An 18,400-nucleotide genomic window follows, 5' to 3' on the forward strand; every position below is an offset into this window, starting at 1 on the left:
TCTGTAACCGGGTTATTTTTCACCTCATGATTACAAGCCGCCGGCGTAGTAAAGTACCAGTCCCGTAAGCTTTTGCGTATAAACCGTAATTCTAGAATAGAAGAAGAAAAGCGCTAGTACACGGATTCCTTTTCCTTAGTTAATTAGTGGTGAGCCTCTTCCCAATTTAATTATAGTATTTAAAAAAACGGTTAATATGAACTTCTTATTCTCTTTTACCACTGCTAAAATCAATAGAACATTAAAGGTAAAGTGACTACATGAATTTTTACTGATAGAAATTACCGACTACATAACCAATGTAAGCGAGAATAATCCCGATTCCATAGGTCATTATTGCATAGATGTAGAGCTTATTTATATTCTTCCTAACAATTATTTGTATCATTTCTAGCTTTAAAGTAGAAAAAGTAGTAAAGGATCCTAAAAACCCAGTTCCGAACAAAAGAACAATCATTATATCAGCTTTGGCTCCAGTAATTACCCCTAAAAGAAAAGCTCCAAATAAATTAACAGTAAGAGTTCCGATTGGTAGTAAAAATGCTGATTTATTATTTAGATGTTTACTAATCGAATATCGAGCTATCGCACCCAAAAAACCACCAATTCCGACCAGTAAAATATGTGTTGCTGTCACGATTGTTGATCCTCCTTTTTTACACTAAATCCTAATCGACTCATCAATAAACCGCCAAAAGCACTGATTAATACATAAAGTACAGCTAGCAGTGTATTCCCAGCTTGAAACATTGTAACGGTTTCTATGCTGAGGGTTGAAAAAGTAGTAAAAGAACCAACGAAGCCCGTTCCAATAGCAGTTGCAATAACAGGTGAAACGGAGAGCTTTTTGAAAAAATGGGTTGTTAACCAGGCCAATAGAAAACTTCCAATTAAATTGATGATTAATGTTGCATACGGGAACGAGCTATTTGTGAACAGGGAAACCCCCAGTAAATACCTTAAAATAGCACCAAAACTTCCCGCAATACCTACCCAAAAATAAACCACTTCCTGGTTGCCTCCTCATTCTTAAGAAATAAAAAGACTCCTGCCAGTAATAAAGTTACCAGCAGGAGTCATTAGCCTTTCGGCGGTTAAAGGTGAACTCCATCACCTATAAATGTTCACTAACATTATATATTTTATTTCGTCCGAAAAAAAGAAACTTCTTTATCACAAATCAGGCTTTTTTGTGTAATGAGCCTATCAAAATCTTGTGGGGAATTTGTATGTTAATAAAACATAGTATCAAATGGAGGTTATCGCGCTCGATCAGCTTGTGCCGGCTGATCATTTGTACTATACGGCAAGAGTATGCAAGGTGCAAAGAAACAAACGATTGAACGTTTTTTTGCAGCTACTGAAGAGGGCATGGCATGTGATGGACAATCATCAGGGGAATTGAGAAATTATCCATGCAGGCGATGTTTACTTTCCTGGCCATGAATTTTAAAGCTGGCCTGCCGGTCGTGGAAGCCAGCGCAGCCAGCTTGAATAGAGCTGTTTAATTGTATAAAAAACTAAAGCGGTTCTCAAATTGAAGATTTGAGAACCGCTTTATCTATAGTCTGAGGCATTATTCCGAAAAGCAATGCTTTTTTACAAGTTACATAAACATATCGAGGATCAGCACACCAGCAAGTCCCACTAAAGAAATAATCGTTACCATGACAGACCATGTTTTAATGGTTTTTCCGATAGTGAGGTTAAAATATTCTTTGTAAATCCAGAAGCCCGCATCATTCACGTGTGAGAAGGTAACACTTCCCGCACCAGCGGCTAGCACCATCAATTCTGGGCTAGCACCAGTTGAAGCGACAAGTGGTGCCGCGATACCTGCTGCTGTCATACCTGCTACGGTTGCAGATCCTACCGCTATCCTTAAGATCGCTGCAATCAGCCAGGTTAAAAGCAGCGGTGAAAGGGTAGAACCGGCCATAAGATCGGAAATATATTTGTCAATATGGCTGTCAATCAGTACTTGTTTAAACGCACCGCCAGCAGCAATGATTAATAGAATCATTCCGATACCGCTTACAGCTTCACTAAGAGATTGCATAATTTCCGGCATTTTTTTGCCAAGGTTTAAGCCAAATGTAAAGATGGCCACAAGAACGGAAATTAAAAGAGCTACATTTGCATTACCGATAAAATCAGTGATCGGTGCAACGGCTGATTCAGGTGCAAAGATTTGTACAATCGCTTGTAACGCAATTAAAATAACCGGTAAAAGCGCAGTGAAAAGGCTTACTCCAAATTTAGGGAGCTCTTCTTCTTTAAATTCCTTGGGATTAAATAGACCCTTTGGAATGTCAATTTCCAATGATTCTTTTTTAAAGAATTTTGTATAAACTGGACCTGCAAGGATAAAGGCAGGAATGGCAATGATGATTCCCAAGATCATTGTTAAACCGATATTAGCTTCAAAAACATTTGCAACTGCAGTAGGGCCAGGGTGAGGAGGTACAAATCCATGCATCGTAATCAGGGCAGCAATAACGGGCATGCCAAGGTATAGAACGGGAACTCTAGCAGCTGTCGCAATGGTAAATACCAATGGAATTAAAACCACAACCCCGGTTTCAAAGAACAAGGCGATTCCAACAATAGCAGCTGTAATAACAGAAGCCATCTGAACTCTTTTTTCTCCGAAAGCCTTAATCAATGTTGTCGCAATACGCTGCGCACCGCCTGAATCGGTCATTAACTTACCAAGTATAGCACCAAAGATAATAATCATGGTAAGATGTCCGAGTGTTCCGCCTAGCCCGGCTTCAATAGATTCAACTGCCTCAATCGGTGTCATTCCTTCTAGAATTCCTACCGCTAGCGAAACAATAATTAATGATACGAAAGCGTTTAATTTTAAGCCCATCATTAATACTAGTAACAGGGCAACTCCAATCGTAACTGAAATAATTGGCATTTTTTCTCCCTCATTTTCTAATTGGTTTCATAAAAAGAGGTCCGTATCCGTAAGGAGTTTACTCAAATCCCATAATCCAATTCTTGATGATTAAAAATTCTTGGTGAAAGACTAATAGTTGAGTGTTTACTCCTTACGTTAGGACCAAACCTAATGTTTAAAATCTGGTCAACCCGCCTATTGATTTATGATCCCAGGCGCTCAGCCAATTTCAAAGACGTTAGGTTATTTTTTACTTAACATTTCAACAACTTCTCTTAAATCTGTTTTTGTCCCTACATTTCCTGGGAAGATCACATAGGAAATGCCCGGGAACTTACTTTCGCTGCCTGTTGTCCAGACTGGAATTCCAGGTCGAATTTGACCGGCTACTGTTGCTCTTTTGACCTCCAGACCGTTTGTTCCAATATCACTAGATGTAATACCGCCTTTAGCGATAATGAAGGAAGGTCTTGCTTCTAACCGTTTGACGATACTTGTAACAGCATCTGAAATTTGGACAGAAAGCTTTAATTCTTCTTCTTTTTTGCCTTCTCCAAGATCCAATCTTTCTCTTCGTGTATAAACGGCTACATTTTTTCCTTCAATAATAAGCTTATTCGTCGTTTCTACGACTCTATCCAGTTCTTTTTCGAATTTTTCTGGCTCTAGTACAAGATGAACGTTAAATTCAATCAATTCAACGGCATCCGACTTTTTCAGCTCTTCAAACTGTTCGGTAGTCTTTTTAACATGTGAACCAATAATGACTAATCCACCGTGGTTTGTGTCTTCACTCATCATTTCCTCACGAGTGAGCAGGTTTTTATCGCTTACGCCTCCGATCACTTTTGTAAGGGCAGCTGCGCTTCTGAACATAAAGTTCTTTCCTTTATTCATGGCTCTGATTAGCGCAATCGCAAAGACTTTAACATCAGCATAATCTACGGCATTCACAATTACTTTATTAAAATGTTCCACTTTTAGCAGCTGCTGTTCAATAGTTTCAATATCTAGAGCACGCAGGCTTTCAAGTGAAATATAGGTCATATCCTTGGCTTTATATTCACCGTTAGATTTTTCTTCAGCCCACTCGCCTAAATGCGATTTGGTATAACCAAAGGTACGGTCTTTCGCAAATTCTGTTTCTCCTGCCGGGACTAAATATTCGTCATATTGAACGTAATGGGTATTATCAATTGTGAAGCGTCCACCTTCTTTAAAGAATGGAAGGATTACCTCACCATCAAATGTAGCAGCAGAGTTGCCTTCAACCGTTTCTTTTAATACTTGAGTTTCCAGCGGATAGTGGCCTCTTAGCGTTGAATCACCGCGGCTGATAATTGTAAATTCACGATTGTTTCTTTTGGCTGCTTCCACAATATTTGCGGCAATTTCCTGATGTGCTTTTGCTGTTTCGGCAGCTGTAAATCCACGTGAATTTGTTAAGATAAAGAACATAGAATTTTCTTCCTGGAAGCCTTTTGTGATACTGTCCAAAGACCAGTCTGTATAAACCGATATTCCATGAATCGTTTGAACGCCTGTTGGGTCATCATCCAGTACAATAATTTTTTTGTTTAAATTCTTAAGTTCCTTCTCAATCATTTCATTCACAAGGCTTGTATCAATAGAAGGCAGCTTGCTAAGAACTTCTTCTGCAACTCTTTTATTTACACTCATTGATTAGAACCCCTTACTTCTACATTTGCTAGTTTTTCATAATATTGAACGATACCGCCGTGATCATCCATTACTTTTCCGTCTACTTTTAATGCATGGAAGATTTCTAACAGATGGCTTGATAATGGAAGCGGTACACCAATTTCATGAGCTGTATCCATTACGTTCGTAATATCCTTCATGTTAATGGCAATGGTTCCGCCTGGAGCAAAGTTTCTATCAAGGATTAATGGAACCTTTGCATCAAGCACTGCACTTCCTGCTAATCCGCCTCGGATCGCCTGATACATTTTATCAATATCGATTCCAGCTTTAGCTGCCAGTACAAGCGCTTCTGACATGGCAGCAATGTTAAGGTTTACAATAATTTGGTTCGCTAATTTGGCAGTCACTCCGCAGCCGTTATCTCCAACTAGTGTAACCGCACTACCCATATCAAATAGTACTGATTTTGCCGTTTCAAATGCGTCTTCCTTACCGCCAACCATGATGGCTAGTGTTCCGTCAATTGCTTTTGGTTCGCCGCCGCTGACCGGTGCATCCAGGAAGCTAACGCCTTTAGCTGCCGCTTCTTCTGCAATTTCAATCGAAACCGCAGGGGTAATGGAACTCATATCGATAATAATTGTGCCTTCTTTTGCTCCCGCTAAAAGTCCATTTTCGTCTAAAACTACAGACTGTACATGATGAGAGGCCGGAAGCATGGTGATAATGATTTCACTGTTTTCTGCAACTTCTTTTGGTGAATGGGCTGCTGTTGCACCCGCTTTCACTAATGCTTGTACTGCCTCTTGATTAAGATCATTTACTGTTAACGTATGACCTGCTTTAACCAGGTTTAAAGCCATTGGTTTTCCCATTATGCCTAATCCAATAAAGCCAATTTTTTTTGTCATGCTGTTTTCCTCCAATGCATTTTTTTGAAAGGCTCAGTTAAATTGCCTGTTGATTTTCGCTTCAAGCGCTGGTCCTCCGCGGACGGTTTGGGAGCCTCCTCGAAAAATAAGAGAGGAAGGGGTTTCCCTCTACCTATTTTTCTCACGGGATCCTCGCGCTGTGCGGTTCAATCAATCTATTAGCAACTCAACAATGAGCTTTAAGATTGTCTTATAAAAAGTAGATAGCCGCTTGAAAAAAAATCGTTTTCCCATTTCAATCCGGGTCGTCTACCTTGGAATTAAAAGCGTGTAAGCAATCGCTTACATCATATTTACGTTTACATTGTATACTAAAATATATTTTTTGTATACAATTTATAAATAATTTGTGTACATTTTTGAAATATGCGTATACTTTTTGTGATTTTACTTTTTTAAAAAGTGTGATTTTATCAAAATAATTTGGTACTATGGATATTATTAGAACTGGGAAACTGGGGTGAAATTTGTGCTTGAAAGTAATAGCTCACGACCGGCGTATCATCATTGTTATGAAATTCTCCGTGATAAAATTTTAAATGGTGAGCTTCCTGGTGGTACGAAAATCGTTGAAGAAAAAATTGCTGCTGAGCTTGGCGTCAGCAGAACACCGATAAGAGATTCGATACGAAAATTAGAATACGAAGGCTTAATTGTTAAAAAGAGAGTGGTAAATCCAACGGAGAAGGATTTACGAAATATGTTTGGTGTCCGCCTCTTGCTAGAAGGATACTCAGCCCGATGTGCGGCAAACTTTTTAAAAGAAAACGAAATTGAGAAACTATACGAATATGTTGAAATTGGCAGAAGGGGCACGAAAGAAGAAATCATGTCCGCTAATGAAAGCTTTCACAATGATATTGTGAAAGCAAGCAATAATCCTGTCATGATCGATATTATTGATCGAATGCAGGCCATTATTTATTTGCTTAGAAAAACGGTTGTTATTTATAACCGTCCGCATCTTATTGATGAGCATGAAGAAATTTATGAAGCAATCAAGGCAAGAGATGGTGAAAGAGCTGAAATGCTGATGAAAAAACACTTGGAAATGGACTTGAACTTTTACCTGCACGTAATGGGCAGGTAATGCATCCCATTTTCTGCATACAATTGATGGATACACAAAAGTGCCCCGGTAAAATCTGAGGGCACTTTTGTTGTGTTTTTATAAATTATAAAAATACTTCGGGTCCAGACAGCTCTGCTTGGGCACCTGAATCTAGCTCCAGCGCTTAGCCTTTAAAATACATTTCGTTTCTGTTAGGGCTGATCAGCTGGAAAAGCTTCTTAGCATGATCATCGCAAGAACAATTATACTCGTGCTAAAGGCGCTTCCTGTTTTTTTATTTTTGGGATAACAAGCGTACAAATTTCGTTATTACAGGCTCCATTGCTTGCTGCATTTCGTCCATAATGGTAGATAGGTGAGCCATTTGTTTTTTTTCAGCCCATTTTCCAAGATAAGAGACAGCTGCCATGGAAACTTCTGTATTGACGTTTACTTTACAAATTCCCAATTCAATCGCCCTCTTTAAAACATCTTCCGGTGTTCCGGAACCACCGTGCAGAACAAGAGGGATACCAACCGCTTCACGAATGTTTTCTAGAAGAGCCAGGTCAATTTTAGGTTCGCCCTGGTACATTCCATGAACAGTCCCGATTGCAGCAGCTAAAAAGTCAACGTTTGTTTCAGCCACAAATGCCCTGGCCGATTGCGGATCTGTTAAAGTTCCATCTCCTTCTTCTTCGTCGGAGAATGCTCCGCGTGCTACAGAGCCGATTTCTGCTTCAACAGAAACTCCTGCCATATGGGCAATTTCTACAATCTCTTTAGTAAATTGAATATTTTGTTCAAGGTCATATTTAGATCCGTCGTACATAACAGAGGTGAACCCAGCGCGAATCGCTCGGATAATGGATTCTTTTTCGTAGGCATGATCAAGATGCAGTGAAACCGGAATTTTTACTTTTTCTGCCACCGCTTTGATCATGGCGGAAAAGCCTTCAACATCTACTGTAGGAAAATAGCGTTCTCCCAGAGCAATAATGACAGGTGTACCTTCTCGCTCGCTTACCTGGATAGCAGCCTGTGCTGTTTCCAGGTTGTAGACGTTAAAAGCAGCTACAGCATATTGTCCTTGTTGTGCCTTTGTTAAGATTTCTTTTGTATTCACTAACATGATCGTTCACTCCTTACTGATAGACTAGTTCGAGAACATTGTATACATTTTTATATTTTTTGTATACATTTTATTTTTATTTCTACGTACGCTTTTTTTAATGAACGATAAAGATATATAGAATATCAAAGCTTCTCTACTGAAACAGCAGTTACCCTTATTGAACCCGCTTTAAAGTTCTATTTATCGTATTACAAGCCAGAAGACTTCATCAAATTTTGCAGCAATTTGTACTAACATGATTTACAGTCGACAAGGATGTAAAGCATAGCCCATAGTTTTTTGTAAAAAACCTGTGTTAAATATATAAAGCACTTAATGAGTAAAAAGCTATATGGTTTTTCCACATAGCTTTTAAATAAGGGTGTTCAAGAAACAGGAACCAAGTAATCACAATCTTGAGATAAAAAATGAAAAGAAATTGTCCGAAAAGCTCTGAATTTTTCAGAGGAGGAATGACATAATGGTTTATACTGAGGAGGCAGTATTCTATTCAATTTTAGTATAAGAGGTGAAGAATATGAAACTGATTGCTATTGATTTGGATGGCACCTTGCTGTCCCCGGAAATGGAGATTACAAAAGAAAGTGTTGAAGCACTGAGAAAAGCACAGAGCCAGGGGGATATTGTCATGATTTGCTCCGGCCGGGCTCCAGAAGATATTCAACAAATCCTTAAAAAGTTTGACATTTCATGTCCTTTGGCAGGAAGCAACGGAACAGTTGTTCAAGTCAATGAAAGTGTTTTGGAAAGTATCTCGATGGATAGAAAAGATATTGTAAAGATTGCAGAAAAACTAGATGAAGACAGGGTTCCACATCGGATCTATACCAACCATGGGATTTATGTGCCCGCAGACTGGTCAGAACGAGTAGCGTTTGCTGTGAAAAAGGATCAGATCAAAGTTGAAGGACTTCCGGACGAAGTTTATCAGAGAATCACTGAACAACCACAAAAATCTAGTCTCATTAACTATTTTAATCACTATAGTGAATTGTTTAACAAGAAGGACTTGACGGTTCAAAAATTCTTTGTGCTAACGTTAAACAGCAGCATTAAAACAGAGTTACTTGCTTATTTCGGGGAAGTTTCGAGCATTGTCGTCACTTCTTCAGGCCCTTTAAATATTGAAGTGATGGACCAAAACGGAAATAAAGGGAATGCGCTGAAAAAAGTAGCTGAATACTACGGTATTCCTCTGGATGACACCGTGGCCATTGGAGACAACTTTAACGATATCCCAATGCTTGAGTTGGCTGGCCTCTCAGTGGCAATGGGGAACGCAGACCCTCTAGTAAAAGAAATATGTGATATTATTACACATTCAAATGATCAAAACGGTGTAGCTTATGCAATAAATCAATATATACTGGATAAGTAAATAAAAGACTCCATTAAGTTCTTATATCAGTTTAGAAGCAGATCATATCTTGTACAAAAATGTCTTTTAAGCGGAATTCATTTTATTAAATGCCAAACACGTTACCAATAAGCTAATAAAGTTTTAAGGAATGAAGCAGCTCATTCAAATGTAGTTGCTTCATTTTTTTTGATATATACTAAAATAAAAATAGTTTGGAGAAGCAGCAATGGAAACGATCATTAAAGAGCTAGCCTGGAAGTATAAGGAATAAAGTGATGTGGCCTAATAAAAGTTTTGAGCACATTATGTTAAAAGGTGATGATGACGGCCTGCGTTTTGGTGTATATAACAAAACAATGTTAATTTCAGTTGTCTCTCTTTTTATAGAGGGTGAGGAGGCTCAATTCAGAAAATTTGCTACTCTTCAGGAAGAGCAAGGAAAAGGGTATGGCAGTCAGCTGCTAAACTATATCATAAAAGAAGCAAAAAGCAGAGGCGCAAAAAGGATCTGGTGTAATGCTAGAAAAAATAAAGTAGACTTTCATAATAAATTTTGGTTTACAGAGTCAGGCTCTGAGTTTGAAAAAAACGGAAAGGAATACGCTATAGTGGAAAAGTATTTGTAATCTTTTCGTATATGCATAAAAAAAGAAATAGCCACCATAGGAAGAAGGATGAGAAAATGAGCGACTTTACAATTGAAAAACAGCTCCCATACTATGAACAATTTTACCAGTCTATTAAAAGAATGATATTTGAAGGGAAATTTAAACCGGGAGAGCGGATTATTGAAAATCAGTTAGCAAAAGAGTTTGGGGTAAGCAAAACCCCCGTCAGGGAAGCCATTCGTCTTTTAGAGAAAGACGGACTTGTCGTGATGGATGAAAAGTCTAGAATTATCGTATATGAGCCGACTTTGAAGGACGTAGAGGAAATTTATTTTTGCCGGATGGCGCTTGAATCCTTTGCTGTTGGATTAACAACGCAAATTGCCACAGAAGCTAATATAGAAGAAATAGAAGAAATCTTACTGAAGACAGAGCAAGCTATTAATGATTCACTAGATGCTAATAGCATCATCACATTAAATGAACAATTTCACAGTTTAATTATTCAATACACTCAAAATCGCCGACTTCAAAAGCAGCTAAACGATTTAAAGTCGCTTATGTATTTTTTCCGCATTTTAAATTTTCAAGGAGAAAATCGAGCGGAAATTATTTTAAAACAGCACCGCCATATATTTTCGTATATAAAAAAGAGAGAAGAGGAGCAGGCCTCTTCAGCCATGATGGAGCATTTAAAACTTGATCTGGAGCACCTTACTAATGTTCTAACCAATTCAGCTGATACGACCAAACCATGATTAAATAATTCATGGTTTTTTGCTTGTATCTAGGAGAATAAAAATGAAAAATTTTAAAATTTCAAAAATATCTTGCGTAGAAAATCGTTTTCAATTAAGATAAAAACATAAATCGGTCGACCGGATACCAGATACCGAATTTAGATTTTTGAAAGTTTTATCATCTTATTAAAGAAAAGGTGAGGAGAGATAAAATGAAAGCGTTAAAAGTTGCGAACATCCCGGGGGACGGAATAGGAAGAGAAGTAGTACCCGCAGCAGTCGAGGTTTTAAAAACGATATCTGACATTCATGGCGGATTAAAATTTGAATTTACCGATTTTCCCTGGAGCTGTGAATACTATTTGGAACACGGTAAGATGATGGCGGATGATGGCATGGAAAAACTTAAGGATTTTGATTCCATCTTTTTAGGTGCAGTAGGTAATTTACAGCTTGTACCCGACCATGTGTCTTTGTGGGGCTTGCTTATTAAGATCCGGCGCGAATTTGAGCAGCAGATTAACATACGACCTGCTAAAGTGCTAAAAGGCATTCGTTCACCGCTTATAAATCCAAAAGATTTTGACCTTATCGTAGTACGGGAAAACAGTGAAGGGGAATACAGCTCAGTTGGCGGAAATATTTACAGCGGTGATGATGAAATAGCCATTCAAAATGCTGTGTTTTCAAGAAAAGCTACTGAAAAAGCCATGCGCTATGCGTTTGAATTAGCAAAAAAGCGGAAGAAGCACGTAACAAGCGCAACCAAGTCTAACGGAATTACGTTCTCTATGCCATTTTGGGACAATGTGTTTAAAGATGTAGCGAAAGACTATCCAGATATCCAGAATGATTCTCAGCATATTGACGCGTTGTCTGCCTTTTTTGTCACACAGCCTGATCGTTTCGATGTCATTGTGGCCAGCAACTTATTCGGAGACATTTTAACGGACCTGGGTGCAGCTATTATGGGCAGTATTGGAATCGCACCAGCAGCTAACATTAATGTAAATGGAAAATACCCATCTATGTTTGAACCTGTACATGGATCTGCTCCTGATATTATTGGAAAAGGAATTGCAAATCCAATTGGACAAATTTGGACGGCTAAAATGATGCTGGATCATTTTGGCGAACAGGAATTAGGTAGTACATTATTAAATGTTATTGAAAGTGTAACAAGTGATGGATTTTTAACACCTGATATTGGTGGGAAAAATACTACCAAAGAAGTAACAGACGAAATCATTAAACGGCTTAAAAAAGTAGACAAAAAAGGCTTAGAAGCTATTGAAGTCAATCATCTTTGATGAATCATGATTAAGTCAAAGGAATGTAACTGAAAGAATGATACGCTGACTGGTGTTAATTTACAGAAAAATAGGTTTGTTTTCTAGCTGCAAACATAAAAAAACCGGGTCTTGTATGAGGCCCTGGTTTTTTTATGTTATTCAATTTATGCAGCCCTTTATAACATAAAGCGGAATGAAAGTCGGAGAGTACAAAAAATTATTTAAAAAGTGAAAAGCGTTCCGAAATCCTTGAAATGTGTGCATTTAACAGTGTTTTTTGTTCAATTTATCAACATGCAGGAAAATCCTATATAAAGTAAAAAAGATGTATTTTACAATAATGACATACGAAAAAGGGGTGTTCGGTCAAACGTGCAATTATCGATTATGTATTCCATCAATCATAATGCTGATCAGCATCTCCTCATATATCCTTGTAGCTTCATTTTAGCTTCGCAGGATCATGTATCGAATTTTTTACTTTTATCAATTAGGAGAGTGAAAGATGGTTAAACTTGTTTTTGATGAGAATGAAGTAAAGAACAAAATAGGTAAAGTGATTGAACGGACTATGAAAATGGATTATGGATGGGACTGGCCAGGCGGAGTAGCTTTTTTCGGTATTGCTGAAGCATTTGAAGCCACCGGAGAGGAGAAATATTTACATTTTCTTAAGAACTGGATAGATAAGGAACTTGAAGACGGTTTACCACTATTATCTGTAAATGCTTGTGCCATCGGCCACACGCTTCTTACTTTATACAAGGCTTCAGAAGAAGAAACGTATTTGAACTATGCAATGGAAATGGCCGATTTTTTATTAAATGATGCAGACAGATTTGCAGATAGTATTTTACAGCACACGGTTAACGGAGGAAAGGACGTATTTCCCGAGCAGGCATGGGCAGATACGATGTTTATGGCGGGATATTTTCTTTTGCGAATGGGCCATATGTTAGATCGAAATGATTATTTTGAATTTGGCTTGAAACAATATCACGGACACGAGCAGTTTTTACAGGATGAAACCACAAATTTATACTATCACGGCTGGGACAATGTTGCTCAAAATCATATGTCTGGCGTTTTTTGGGCAAGAGGAAACAGCTGGGCAGCTTATACGATGGCAAGAGCATTAGAGTTAATCAAAGTACAGCATCCGTCTTATATGATTATTGCTGATTCTCTTCGTGATCAGTTGAGTGCCCTGGTCCGTTTGCAATCGAAAACGGGACTCTGGCATACGGTTTTGACAGATTCTGATTCTTATCAAGAGACATCGGCGTCCGCTGGCATTGCTGCTGCGCTGCTATCTAGAGGCAAATTGTACAATGAATACACCCAGAGATCGATTGAAGGGATTTTTAGCCAGATCAAAGAAGATGGATCCGTAGCAAGTGTCTCTGCAGGAACAGCTGTAATGGATGATGCAGAAGGGTACAAGCAGGTTCCGTATAAAAGAGTTCAGGGCTGGGGACAGGGATTAACATTAGCTTTCTTATCAGCACTGTTAAAACAAAAAACAAAGAATTAATGCGGTTAAACAACAAAAAGAACGAAATTAACATTCTTTCGTTCTTTTTGCTATTTTTTATTCAAAAGAGCACGCGTCTTGTTTCAAAAATTTCTTATTCCTTACAAATTTTCCGGCAGCCATTTCAAGAAGCTTTAATGAACACATTTATGCCGGGGATAGCAGCCTGTACTTGTCTTAATTTGTAAGGTAGATCCATTTGTATATAGCCACAAAACAAGAGGTGTTTTGAACAGCTTGACGCTCTGAACAACTCAAACGTACTTGAAGGTAAATGGGAAATTTGTGAAAATGATGGAATAAAGACAGTAAAGGATCTTTTCAAGAAATGGCTCGTATTCCATCAACTATAGCGAGTAATGAAGCCTGCTTTGCGACTGGCTTGAAAAAGTAAATGACAAAAAAGAAACAGTTCCCAGGCAAGAGAGTACTATTCTGTTTTAACTCCCTTGGTTAAAAAGACTGAACCAGGAGAAAAAGCCATCCCTAACCTTCCTGCTTCCCATCTCCACGAAAAGACAGCCGATGAAAGGTATTAATAAACACAAACAATTCTTCTCCCGTTACCTTCCCCGAATCAGCAGCCAGGGGAAGGTACATAGCCTGGTAGGTTTCCGGCACCCAGATATAGTGATGGACATACTCTGTGAGAACAAAGCCGCATGATTGCCAAAAGTGGATACGCCTTTTATTATCTGGTGTTTCTTCTGACTCAGCCTCAATGATTAATTTTTGATACCCCTCATCACCTGCTTTCTTTCGCAGGTAATCAACAAAATGTTTGCCCAACCCTTGATCTCGCTTTTTGGGGGATACAGCCAAATAGTCGATGATCATCACCCGATCAAGTGCGAGTTTCCCTGTAAGAGCCATCGCAACTGCCGCCGACTCATCGTACGCCACATGAAGCTCGGCAATTCCCTGTGTAAACATATTTTTGATGATCTTAACTGGCTTGGCTCCCTTATCTCCAAATGCCTCCATATAAAGAGGACTCGCGTCTTGCCAGAGGTCATCGTTCCAGGCGCTAACAGTTTTAATTTTCATAAAGATTTCTCCTGCCTACTTTATTGTTCCTATTTTACCACCAAATCCGGGTTTTACTAACTTACCGGTGAATCTTTCCTCCTTTTATATTTATATATTTAATTTAAGAAGTATTTTTCCATTTTTTTGATTTTCCTGCTTTTAAATTACTGGTCGACTGTACAGTACATTGTAAAAGCTATTGGCGGAGGATGTCCGATTGATAGGGAGCACAAGCTGGGGTAACGATATCTCAGAAATAAACCAAACGCTTGCTAGGAAGAGTTTAGAGCCGGGAAAACAGAAGAGACTGGGATCACTGCTGTCCTTGTATATGAAGCAGTAAGGAACAATAAATTATTTGAAAACCAGCCCGGTTCCCGAAATTTACAAATGCAATTCATCACGAGCAACGAGACCATTGAAGATTAAAGGAGAAGTTTAGCGTTAGGAAAGTGGTTGTTGAACCAAGAGATTATGTACTCGCAGATGCAGAGGGAATGGATAAAATGATTCACACAAGCAGCCTTGAACAAAGAAAGAAGCAAAAAAAATACATGAACCCACTAATTGGGAATAAAACTCAAATTTGCTATTGCCATTTTGAGCTAGTTATATAAATCGATTCCATTTAGAAGGAAAATTCAGATATTACATTGACAAAGGTATATAGCACACTTACAATTGAAAACGATTATCATAATCAGGAGGAACCAACACCATGTTTAATGAAAAAAGTAAACGAAATATCTTACTAACAACTGTATTTGTTTTAATTCTGTCAACGCTATTACTTGGTTGTACAAATACTAGCAGTGATGATTCAGCGTCAAAGGCGGATCATGACAACATGCTTACAATTGCCTGGCCGCGGGATGTAGGCGAAATGAACCCACATGTTTATAATCCTTCACAATTATTTGCTCAGTCAATGGTGTATGAACCGTTAGTGAGCTACGGTGATGGGGGAGAGCTAAAACCGCATCTGGCTGAGTCATGGGACATTTCTGAAGACGGAAAAGTATATACGTTTCACCTGCGTCAAAATGTGAAATTTGCTGATGGAACAAGTTTTAATGCAGACATTGTTAAAAAGAATTTTGATACGATACTAAATCATATGGACTTACATAGCTGGTTGGGATTCCTTACGAAAATCGATCGTACAGAAGTAATCGACGAACATACTTTTAAAATGACATTAACTGAACCATACTATCCAACGATTCAGGAGTTAGCTGTTGTTCGGCCTGTTCGTTTCTTAGGTGAAGCTGGATTTCCGGAAGATGGTGACACATCAAATGGGGTTGTGGAAGCGGTCGGTACAGGTCCATGGATTTTAGATGAGTATAAAGCGGATGAATATGCCGTTTTTAAACGGAATGAAAATTATTGGGGTGAGCTCCCAGAAGTAGAAAAAATTCAAGTCAAGATCATTCCTGATGCGGAAACAAGAGTACTTGCGTTTGAGAAAGGTGAGCTAGACTTAATTTATGGAGAAGGAACGATCAGCTTAGATGCCTTTAAACAATTGGAATCTACCGAAAAGTATGAAACGAGTATTTCTGATCCAGTTGCGACGAGACTGCTTGTTATGAATACAAAGAGAGAACAGCTTGCTGATGAACGTGTTCGTCAAGCGCTGCATTATGGATTTAATAAAGAGGCAATGGTTGATGGAATTACTTCAGGATTAGAAGAAGCAGCAGATCATATTTTACCAACAAACTTCCCTTACACTTCCAAAATTGACGTAATGTCAGTTGATTACGATGTGGAAAAAGCAAAATCGTTATTAGACGAGGCCGGCTGGACACTTCCTAAGGGAAAAACAGTTCGCGAAAAAGATGGACAACCACTTGAAATAGAATTGATGTATGATTCAGCAGAACTAATTCAAAAAGCCATGGCAGAAACCCTACAATCAGAATGGGCAGCTATTGGTGTTAATTTGAAAATTGTTGGTGTAGAACTAGCTGATCAAGTGCAAAGATTTAAAGATAATAAATTTGATATTAATATCTACAGCAACTTCGGGGCTCCTTATGATCCACATACATTTGTAAATATTGTGGCAACCGAAGGATATGGGTTTAGTGAAGCTATTTCCGCTTATCCGAACAAAGATGAATTACTTGAGCAAATGGCACGGGTTCCACAGACAACTGATGATGAGGAACGTCAACAGCTTTACTCCACTGTTTTATCATCATTGCAAGATCAGGGAGCAATTGTTCCTGTTTCTTATCTCAAGAAAACAGCGATTTATAAAAAGGATATCACTAATTTCACTTTCTCTGCTAATCGTGACGAACATCCATTCACGGGAATTAGCATTAAACAGTAAGTAGCAGGAGGACCCCCATGGGCACCTATATATTAAAACGAATTTCGTCCATCATCCCAGTTTTTCTACTGGCCGCGCTGCTTACGACTGGGATGATTCACCTTTCACCGGTAGATCCGGCCGAGGCCTATTTAACAGCAGCTCATATCCAGCCAACCGATGAGATGTTGGCCCAGAAAAGACATGAGTTTGGTTTAGATCAACCATTCTTCATTCAATATGTAAACTCTATTATAAAGATATGCCAGCTTGATTTTGGCATATCTTATATTTCGAATAAGCCCGTTTGGGACGAAGTGATTTACCGAATACCAGCGACCATCCAGCTTGCGCTTGGGAGCTTATTCCTAGCGGTAGTTGTGAGTGTGCCGCTTGGCTTTCTGGCAGGAGTAAAGAAAGGTAGTGCAGTTGATCACTTTAGCCGGTTACTTTCCTTTTTCGGAGCTTCCATTCCTTCTTTTTGGCTGGGTTACCTATTGATTTTTTTCTTTTCTGTAAAGCTTGATCTTTTCCCGGTTGAGGGGACTGGAACATGGCAGCATCTTGTGCTGCCTTCCATTACACTGGCCCTCCCCTTAATTGCGATGTATACAAGACTGTTGCGTGCTAGCATTCTTGAAAATGTACAAGAGCCCTATGTGCTGTTTGCCCGTACAAGAGGACTTAAAGAAAGAACGATTATGGCCAAGCATGTTTTGAGGATAGCTATTTCTCCAATGATTACTGGGCTGGGGATGAATCTTGGAAAACTGCTGACAGGAACAATTATTGTTGAGACCGTTTTTTCTTGGCCGGGGTTTGGGCGTTATTTTATCGAAGCGATTTTTAACCGCGATATACCTGTTATTCAATGCTACGTGCTCATTGCAGCTAGCTTATTTATTTTGAGTAACTTAATTGTTGATCTTATTCAAATGTATGTTGACCCACGCATTTCCAGGAAAGAAGGTCAGCATCGATGATGACAAGTATAAGCAAGATATTAAAAAGTCAAAAAGTGATCCTCATGTGTTCTATAATATTAGGTACTCTTTTTATCATTTCTATATTTGCCCCGTGGATAGTACCAAATGATCCGATTGCTGTCAATTTAGCCTATAAACTACAGTCTCCATCCTGGGACTTTCCATTAGGAACCGACCATTTAGGAAGATGTAATTTATCCCGCATTATATATGGATCACGAATTTCATTGGGATTTGCCATGCTTATTTTCATTTCCTCTTTACTAATTGGTTTAATCATCGGAACCTTTTCAGGATACAAGGGTGGCTGGATTGATCATATTCTGATGAGATTTTGTGATGGAGTTATGGCTTTCCCAAGTCTTATCCTTATCCTTGGACTGGTTGGTATTTTTGGACCTGGACTTCCACAGGTCATCTTAGCGCTAATGCTTGTGCAATGGGTCTATTACGCGAGAATGTTCCGGGGAATGGTGCTTAGCCTGAAAGAACAAAATTTTATAGCAGCTGCAAAAATAAGCGGCTCCTCTCAATGGAAGATTATAAAAAATCATATTGTTCCAAATGTTCTCCCGCCACTTGTCATAATGGGCACATTGGAAATGGGATGGGCGATTATGGATATATCCGCCATGTCGTTTCTTGGATTAGGAGTGCAGCCGCCTGCATCTGAATGGGGAGCGATGATTCACGAAGGAAAATCGTATATCCGGACGAACCCAGAATTGATGCTTTATCCAGGTTTGATGATTATGGTTGTTGTTGTTACCTTCAATTTATTAGGCGAAGCGTTATCGGAACGTTTTGGTATCAAACGTCGATTTTAAAAAGGAATGA

16 protein-coding genes and 1 riboswitch are annotated in these 18,400 nt (G+C 38.8%); of the genes, 9 read left to right on the top strand and 7 right to left on the bottom strand.

Features of this window, described 5'->3' with window-relative positions; translation table 11 throughout:
* Nucleotides 1-268: 268 nt before the first annotated feature.
* From crcB (VP97_RS11710) to garR, 5 genes are all read right to left on the bottom strand, one after another.
* Nucleotides 269-637: a fluoride efflux transporter CrcB gene (crcB, locus tag VP97_RS11710; protein ID WP_050182061.1), complete on the bottom strand. Its 369-nt coding sequence runs from the start codon at nt 635-637 to the stop codon at nt 269-271.
* On the bottom strand, nt 634-1,008 hold the full coding sequence (gene crcB / locus VP97_RS11715) for a fluoride efflux transporter CrcB (RefSeq protein ID WP_050182062.1): 375 nt from the start codon (nt 1,006-1,008) through the stop codon (nt 634-636). The genes crcB (VP97_RS11710) and crcB (VP97_RS11715) overlap by 4 nt, the downstream gene beginning before the upstream one ends.
* Nucleotides 1,009-1,063: 55 nt before the next feature.
* A riboswitch (Fluoride riboswitch) is annotated at nt 1,064-1,124 on the bottom strand.
* Between the two features lie 482 nt (nt 1,125-1,606).
* Nucleotides 1,607-2,926: a gluconate:H+ symporter gene (locus VP97_RS11720; RefSeq protein ID WP_050182063.1), complete on the bottom strand. Its 1,320-nt coding sequence runs from the start codon at nt 2,924-2,926 to the stop codon at nt 1,607-1,609.
* A 225-nt stretch (nt 2,927-3,151) separates the two neighbouring features.
* The gene (locus VP97_RS11725) at nt 3,152-4,588 is read right to left on the bottom strand and encodes a four-carbon acid sugar kinase family protein (protein WP_050182064.1); all 1,437 of its coding nucleotides are present in this window, start codon (nt 4,586-4,588) and stop codon (nt 3,152-3,154) included.
* A complete protein-coding gene (garR, locus tag VP97_RS11730; protein ID WP_050182065.1) occupies nt 4,585-5,484 on the bottom strand; it encodes a 2-hydroxy-3-oxopropionate reductase in 900 nt (299 codons plus the stop codon). Before garR ends, VP97_RS11725 begins: the two co-directional genes overlap by 4 nt.
* A 490-nt stretch (nt 5,485-5,974) precedes the next feature.
* Between garR and VP97_RS11735 the strand changes: the two genes are divergently transcribed.
* Complete coding sequence (locus tag VP97_RS11735; protein WP_050182066.1) at nt 5,975-6,595, top strand: GntR family transcriptional regulator; 621 nt, start codon at nt 5,975-5,977, stop codon at nt 6,593-6,595.
* 256 nt (nt 6,596-6,851) lie between these two features.
* On the opposite strand, the gene VP97_RS11740 is transcribed toward VP97_RS11735, so the two are convergent.
* Nucleotides 6,852-7,688: a class II fructose-bisphosphate aldolase gene (locus tag VP97_RS11740; protein ID WP_050182068.1), complete on the bottom strand. Its 837-nt coding sequence runs from the start codon at nt 7,686-7,688 to the stop codon at nt 6,852-6,854.
* A 520-nt stretch (nt 7,689-8,208) separates the two neighbouring features.
* Here VP97_RS11740 and VP97_RS11745 point away from each other — a divergent pair.
* The 5 genes from VP97_RS11745 (at nt 8,209) to VP97_RS11765 (ending at nt 13,225) form a co-directional block, all read left to right on the top strand.
* Nucleotides 8,209-9,069: a Cof-type HAD-IIB family hydrolase gene (locus VP97_RS11745; RefSeq protein WP_050182069.1), complete on the top strand. Its 861-nt coding sequence runs from the start codon at nt 8,209-8,211 to the stop codon at nt 9,067-9,069.
* A gap of 257 nt (nt 9,070-9,326) precedes the next feature.
* Nucleotides 9,327-9,677, top strand: coding sequence for a GNAT family N-acetyltransferase (locus VP97_RS11750; protein ID WP_050182071.1), 351 nt, complete (start codon nt 9,327-9,329; stop codon nt 9,675-9,677).
* A 56-nt stretch (nt 9,678-9,733) separates the two neighbouring features.
* Nucleotides 9,734-10,417 carry a GntR family transcriptional regulator gene (locus tag VP97_RS11755; RefSeq protein ID WP_050182072.1) on the top strand — a complete coding sequence of 228 codons (684 nt, stop codon included), beginning with the start codon at nt 9,734-9,736 and terminating at the stop codon, nt 10,415-10,417.
* A 194-nt stretch (nt 10,418-10,611) separates the two neighbouring features.
* Complete coding sequence (locus VP97_RS11760; RefSeq protein ID WP_050182075.1) at nt 10,612-11,709, top strand: tartrate dehydrogenase; 1,098 nt, start codon at nt 10,612-10,614, stop codon at nt 11,707-11,709.
* Between the two features lie 487 nt (nt 11,710-12,196).
* Entirely contained in the window at nt 12,197-13,225 is a 1,029-nt protein-coding gene (locus VP97_RS11765; RefSeq protein ID WP_050182076.1) for a glycoside hydrolase family 88/105 protein, read from the top strand.
* Between the two features lie 486 nt (nt 13,226-13,711).
* Here the strand turns inward: VP97_RS11765 and VP97_RS11770 are convergent, their stop codons facing one another.
* Nucleotides 13,712-14,272, bottom strand: coding sequence for a GNAT family N-acetyltransferase (locus VP97_RS11770; RefSeq protein ID WP_050182077.1), 561 nt, complete (start codon nt 14,270-14,272; stop codon nt 13,712-13,714).
* Between the two features lie 700 nt (nt 14,273-14,972).
* Here VP97_RS11770 and nikA point away from each other — a divergent pair.
* The 3 genes from nikA to nikC are packed head-to-tail and all read left to right on the top strand — an operon-like array spanning nt 14,973 to nt 18,390.
* Nucleotides 14,973-16,598 carry a nickel ABC transporter substrate-binding protein gene (gene nikA / locus VP97_RS11775; protein ID WP_050182079.1) on the top strand — a complete coding sequence of 542 codons (1,626 nt, stop codon included), beginning with the start codon at nt 14,973-14,975 and terminating at the stop codon, nt 16,596-16,598.
* 17 nt (nt 16,599-16,615) lie between these two features.
* Complete coding sequence (nikB, locus tag VP97_RS11780; RefSeq protein ID WP_050182080.1) at nt 16,616-17,560, top strand: nickel ABC transporter permease subunit NikB; 945 nt, start codon at nt 16,616-16,618, stop codon at nt 17,558-17,560.
* Complete coding sequence (nikC, locus tag VP97_RS11785) at nt 17,557-18,390, top strand: nickel ABC transporter permease subunit NikC (protein WP_050182081.1); 834 nt, start codon at nt 17,557-17,559, stop codon at nt 18,388-18,390. The genes nikB and nikC overlap by 4 nt, the downstream gene beginning before the upstream one ends.
* The last annotated feature ends 10 nt before the right edge of the window (nt 18,391-18,400 follow it).

Origin of the sequence: Domibacillus robiginosus, assembly GCF_000966195.1 — a bacterium.
In the GTDB taxonomy this organism is placed as follows: domain Bacteria; phylum Bacillota; class Bacilli; order Bacillales; family Domibacillaceae; genus Domibacillus; species Domibacillus robiginosus.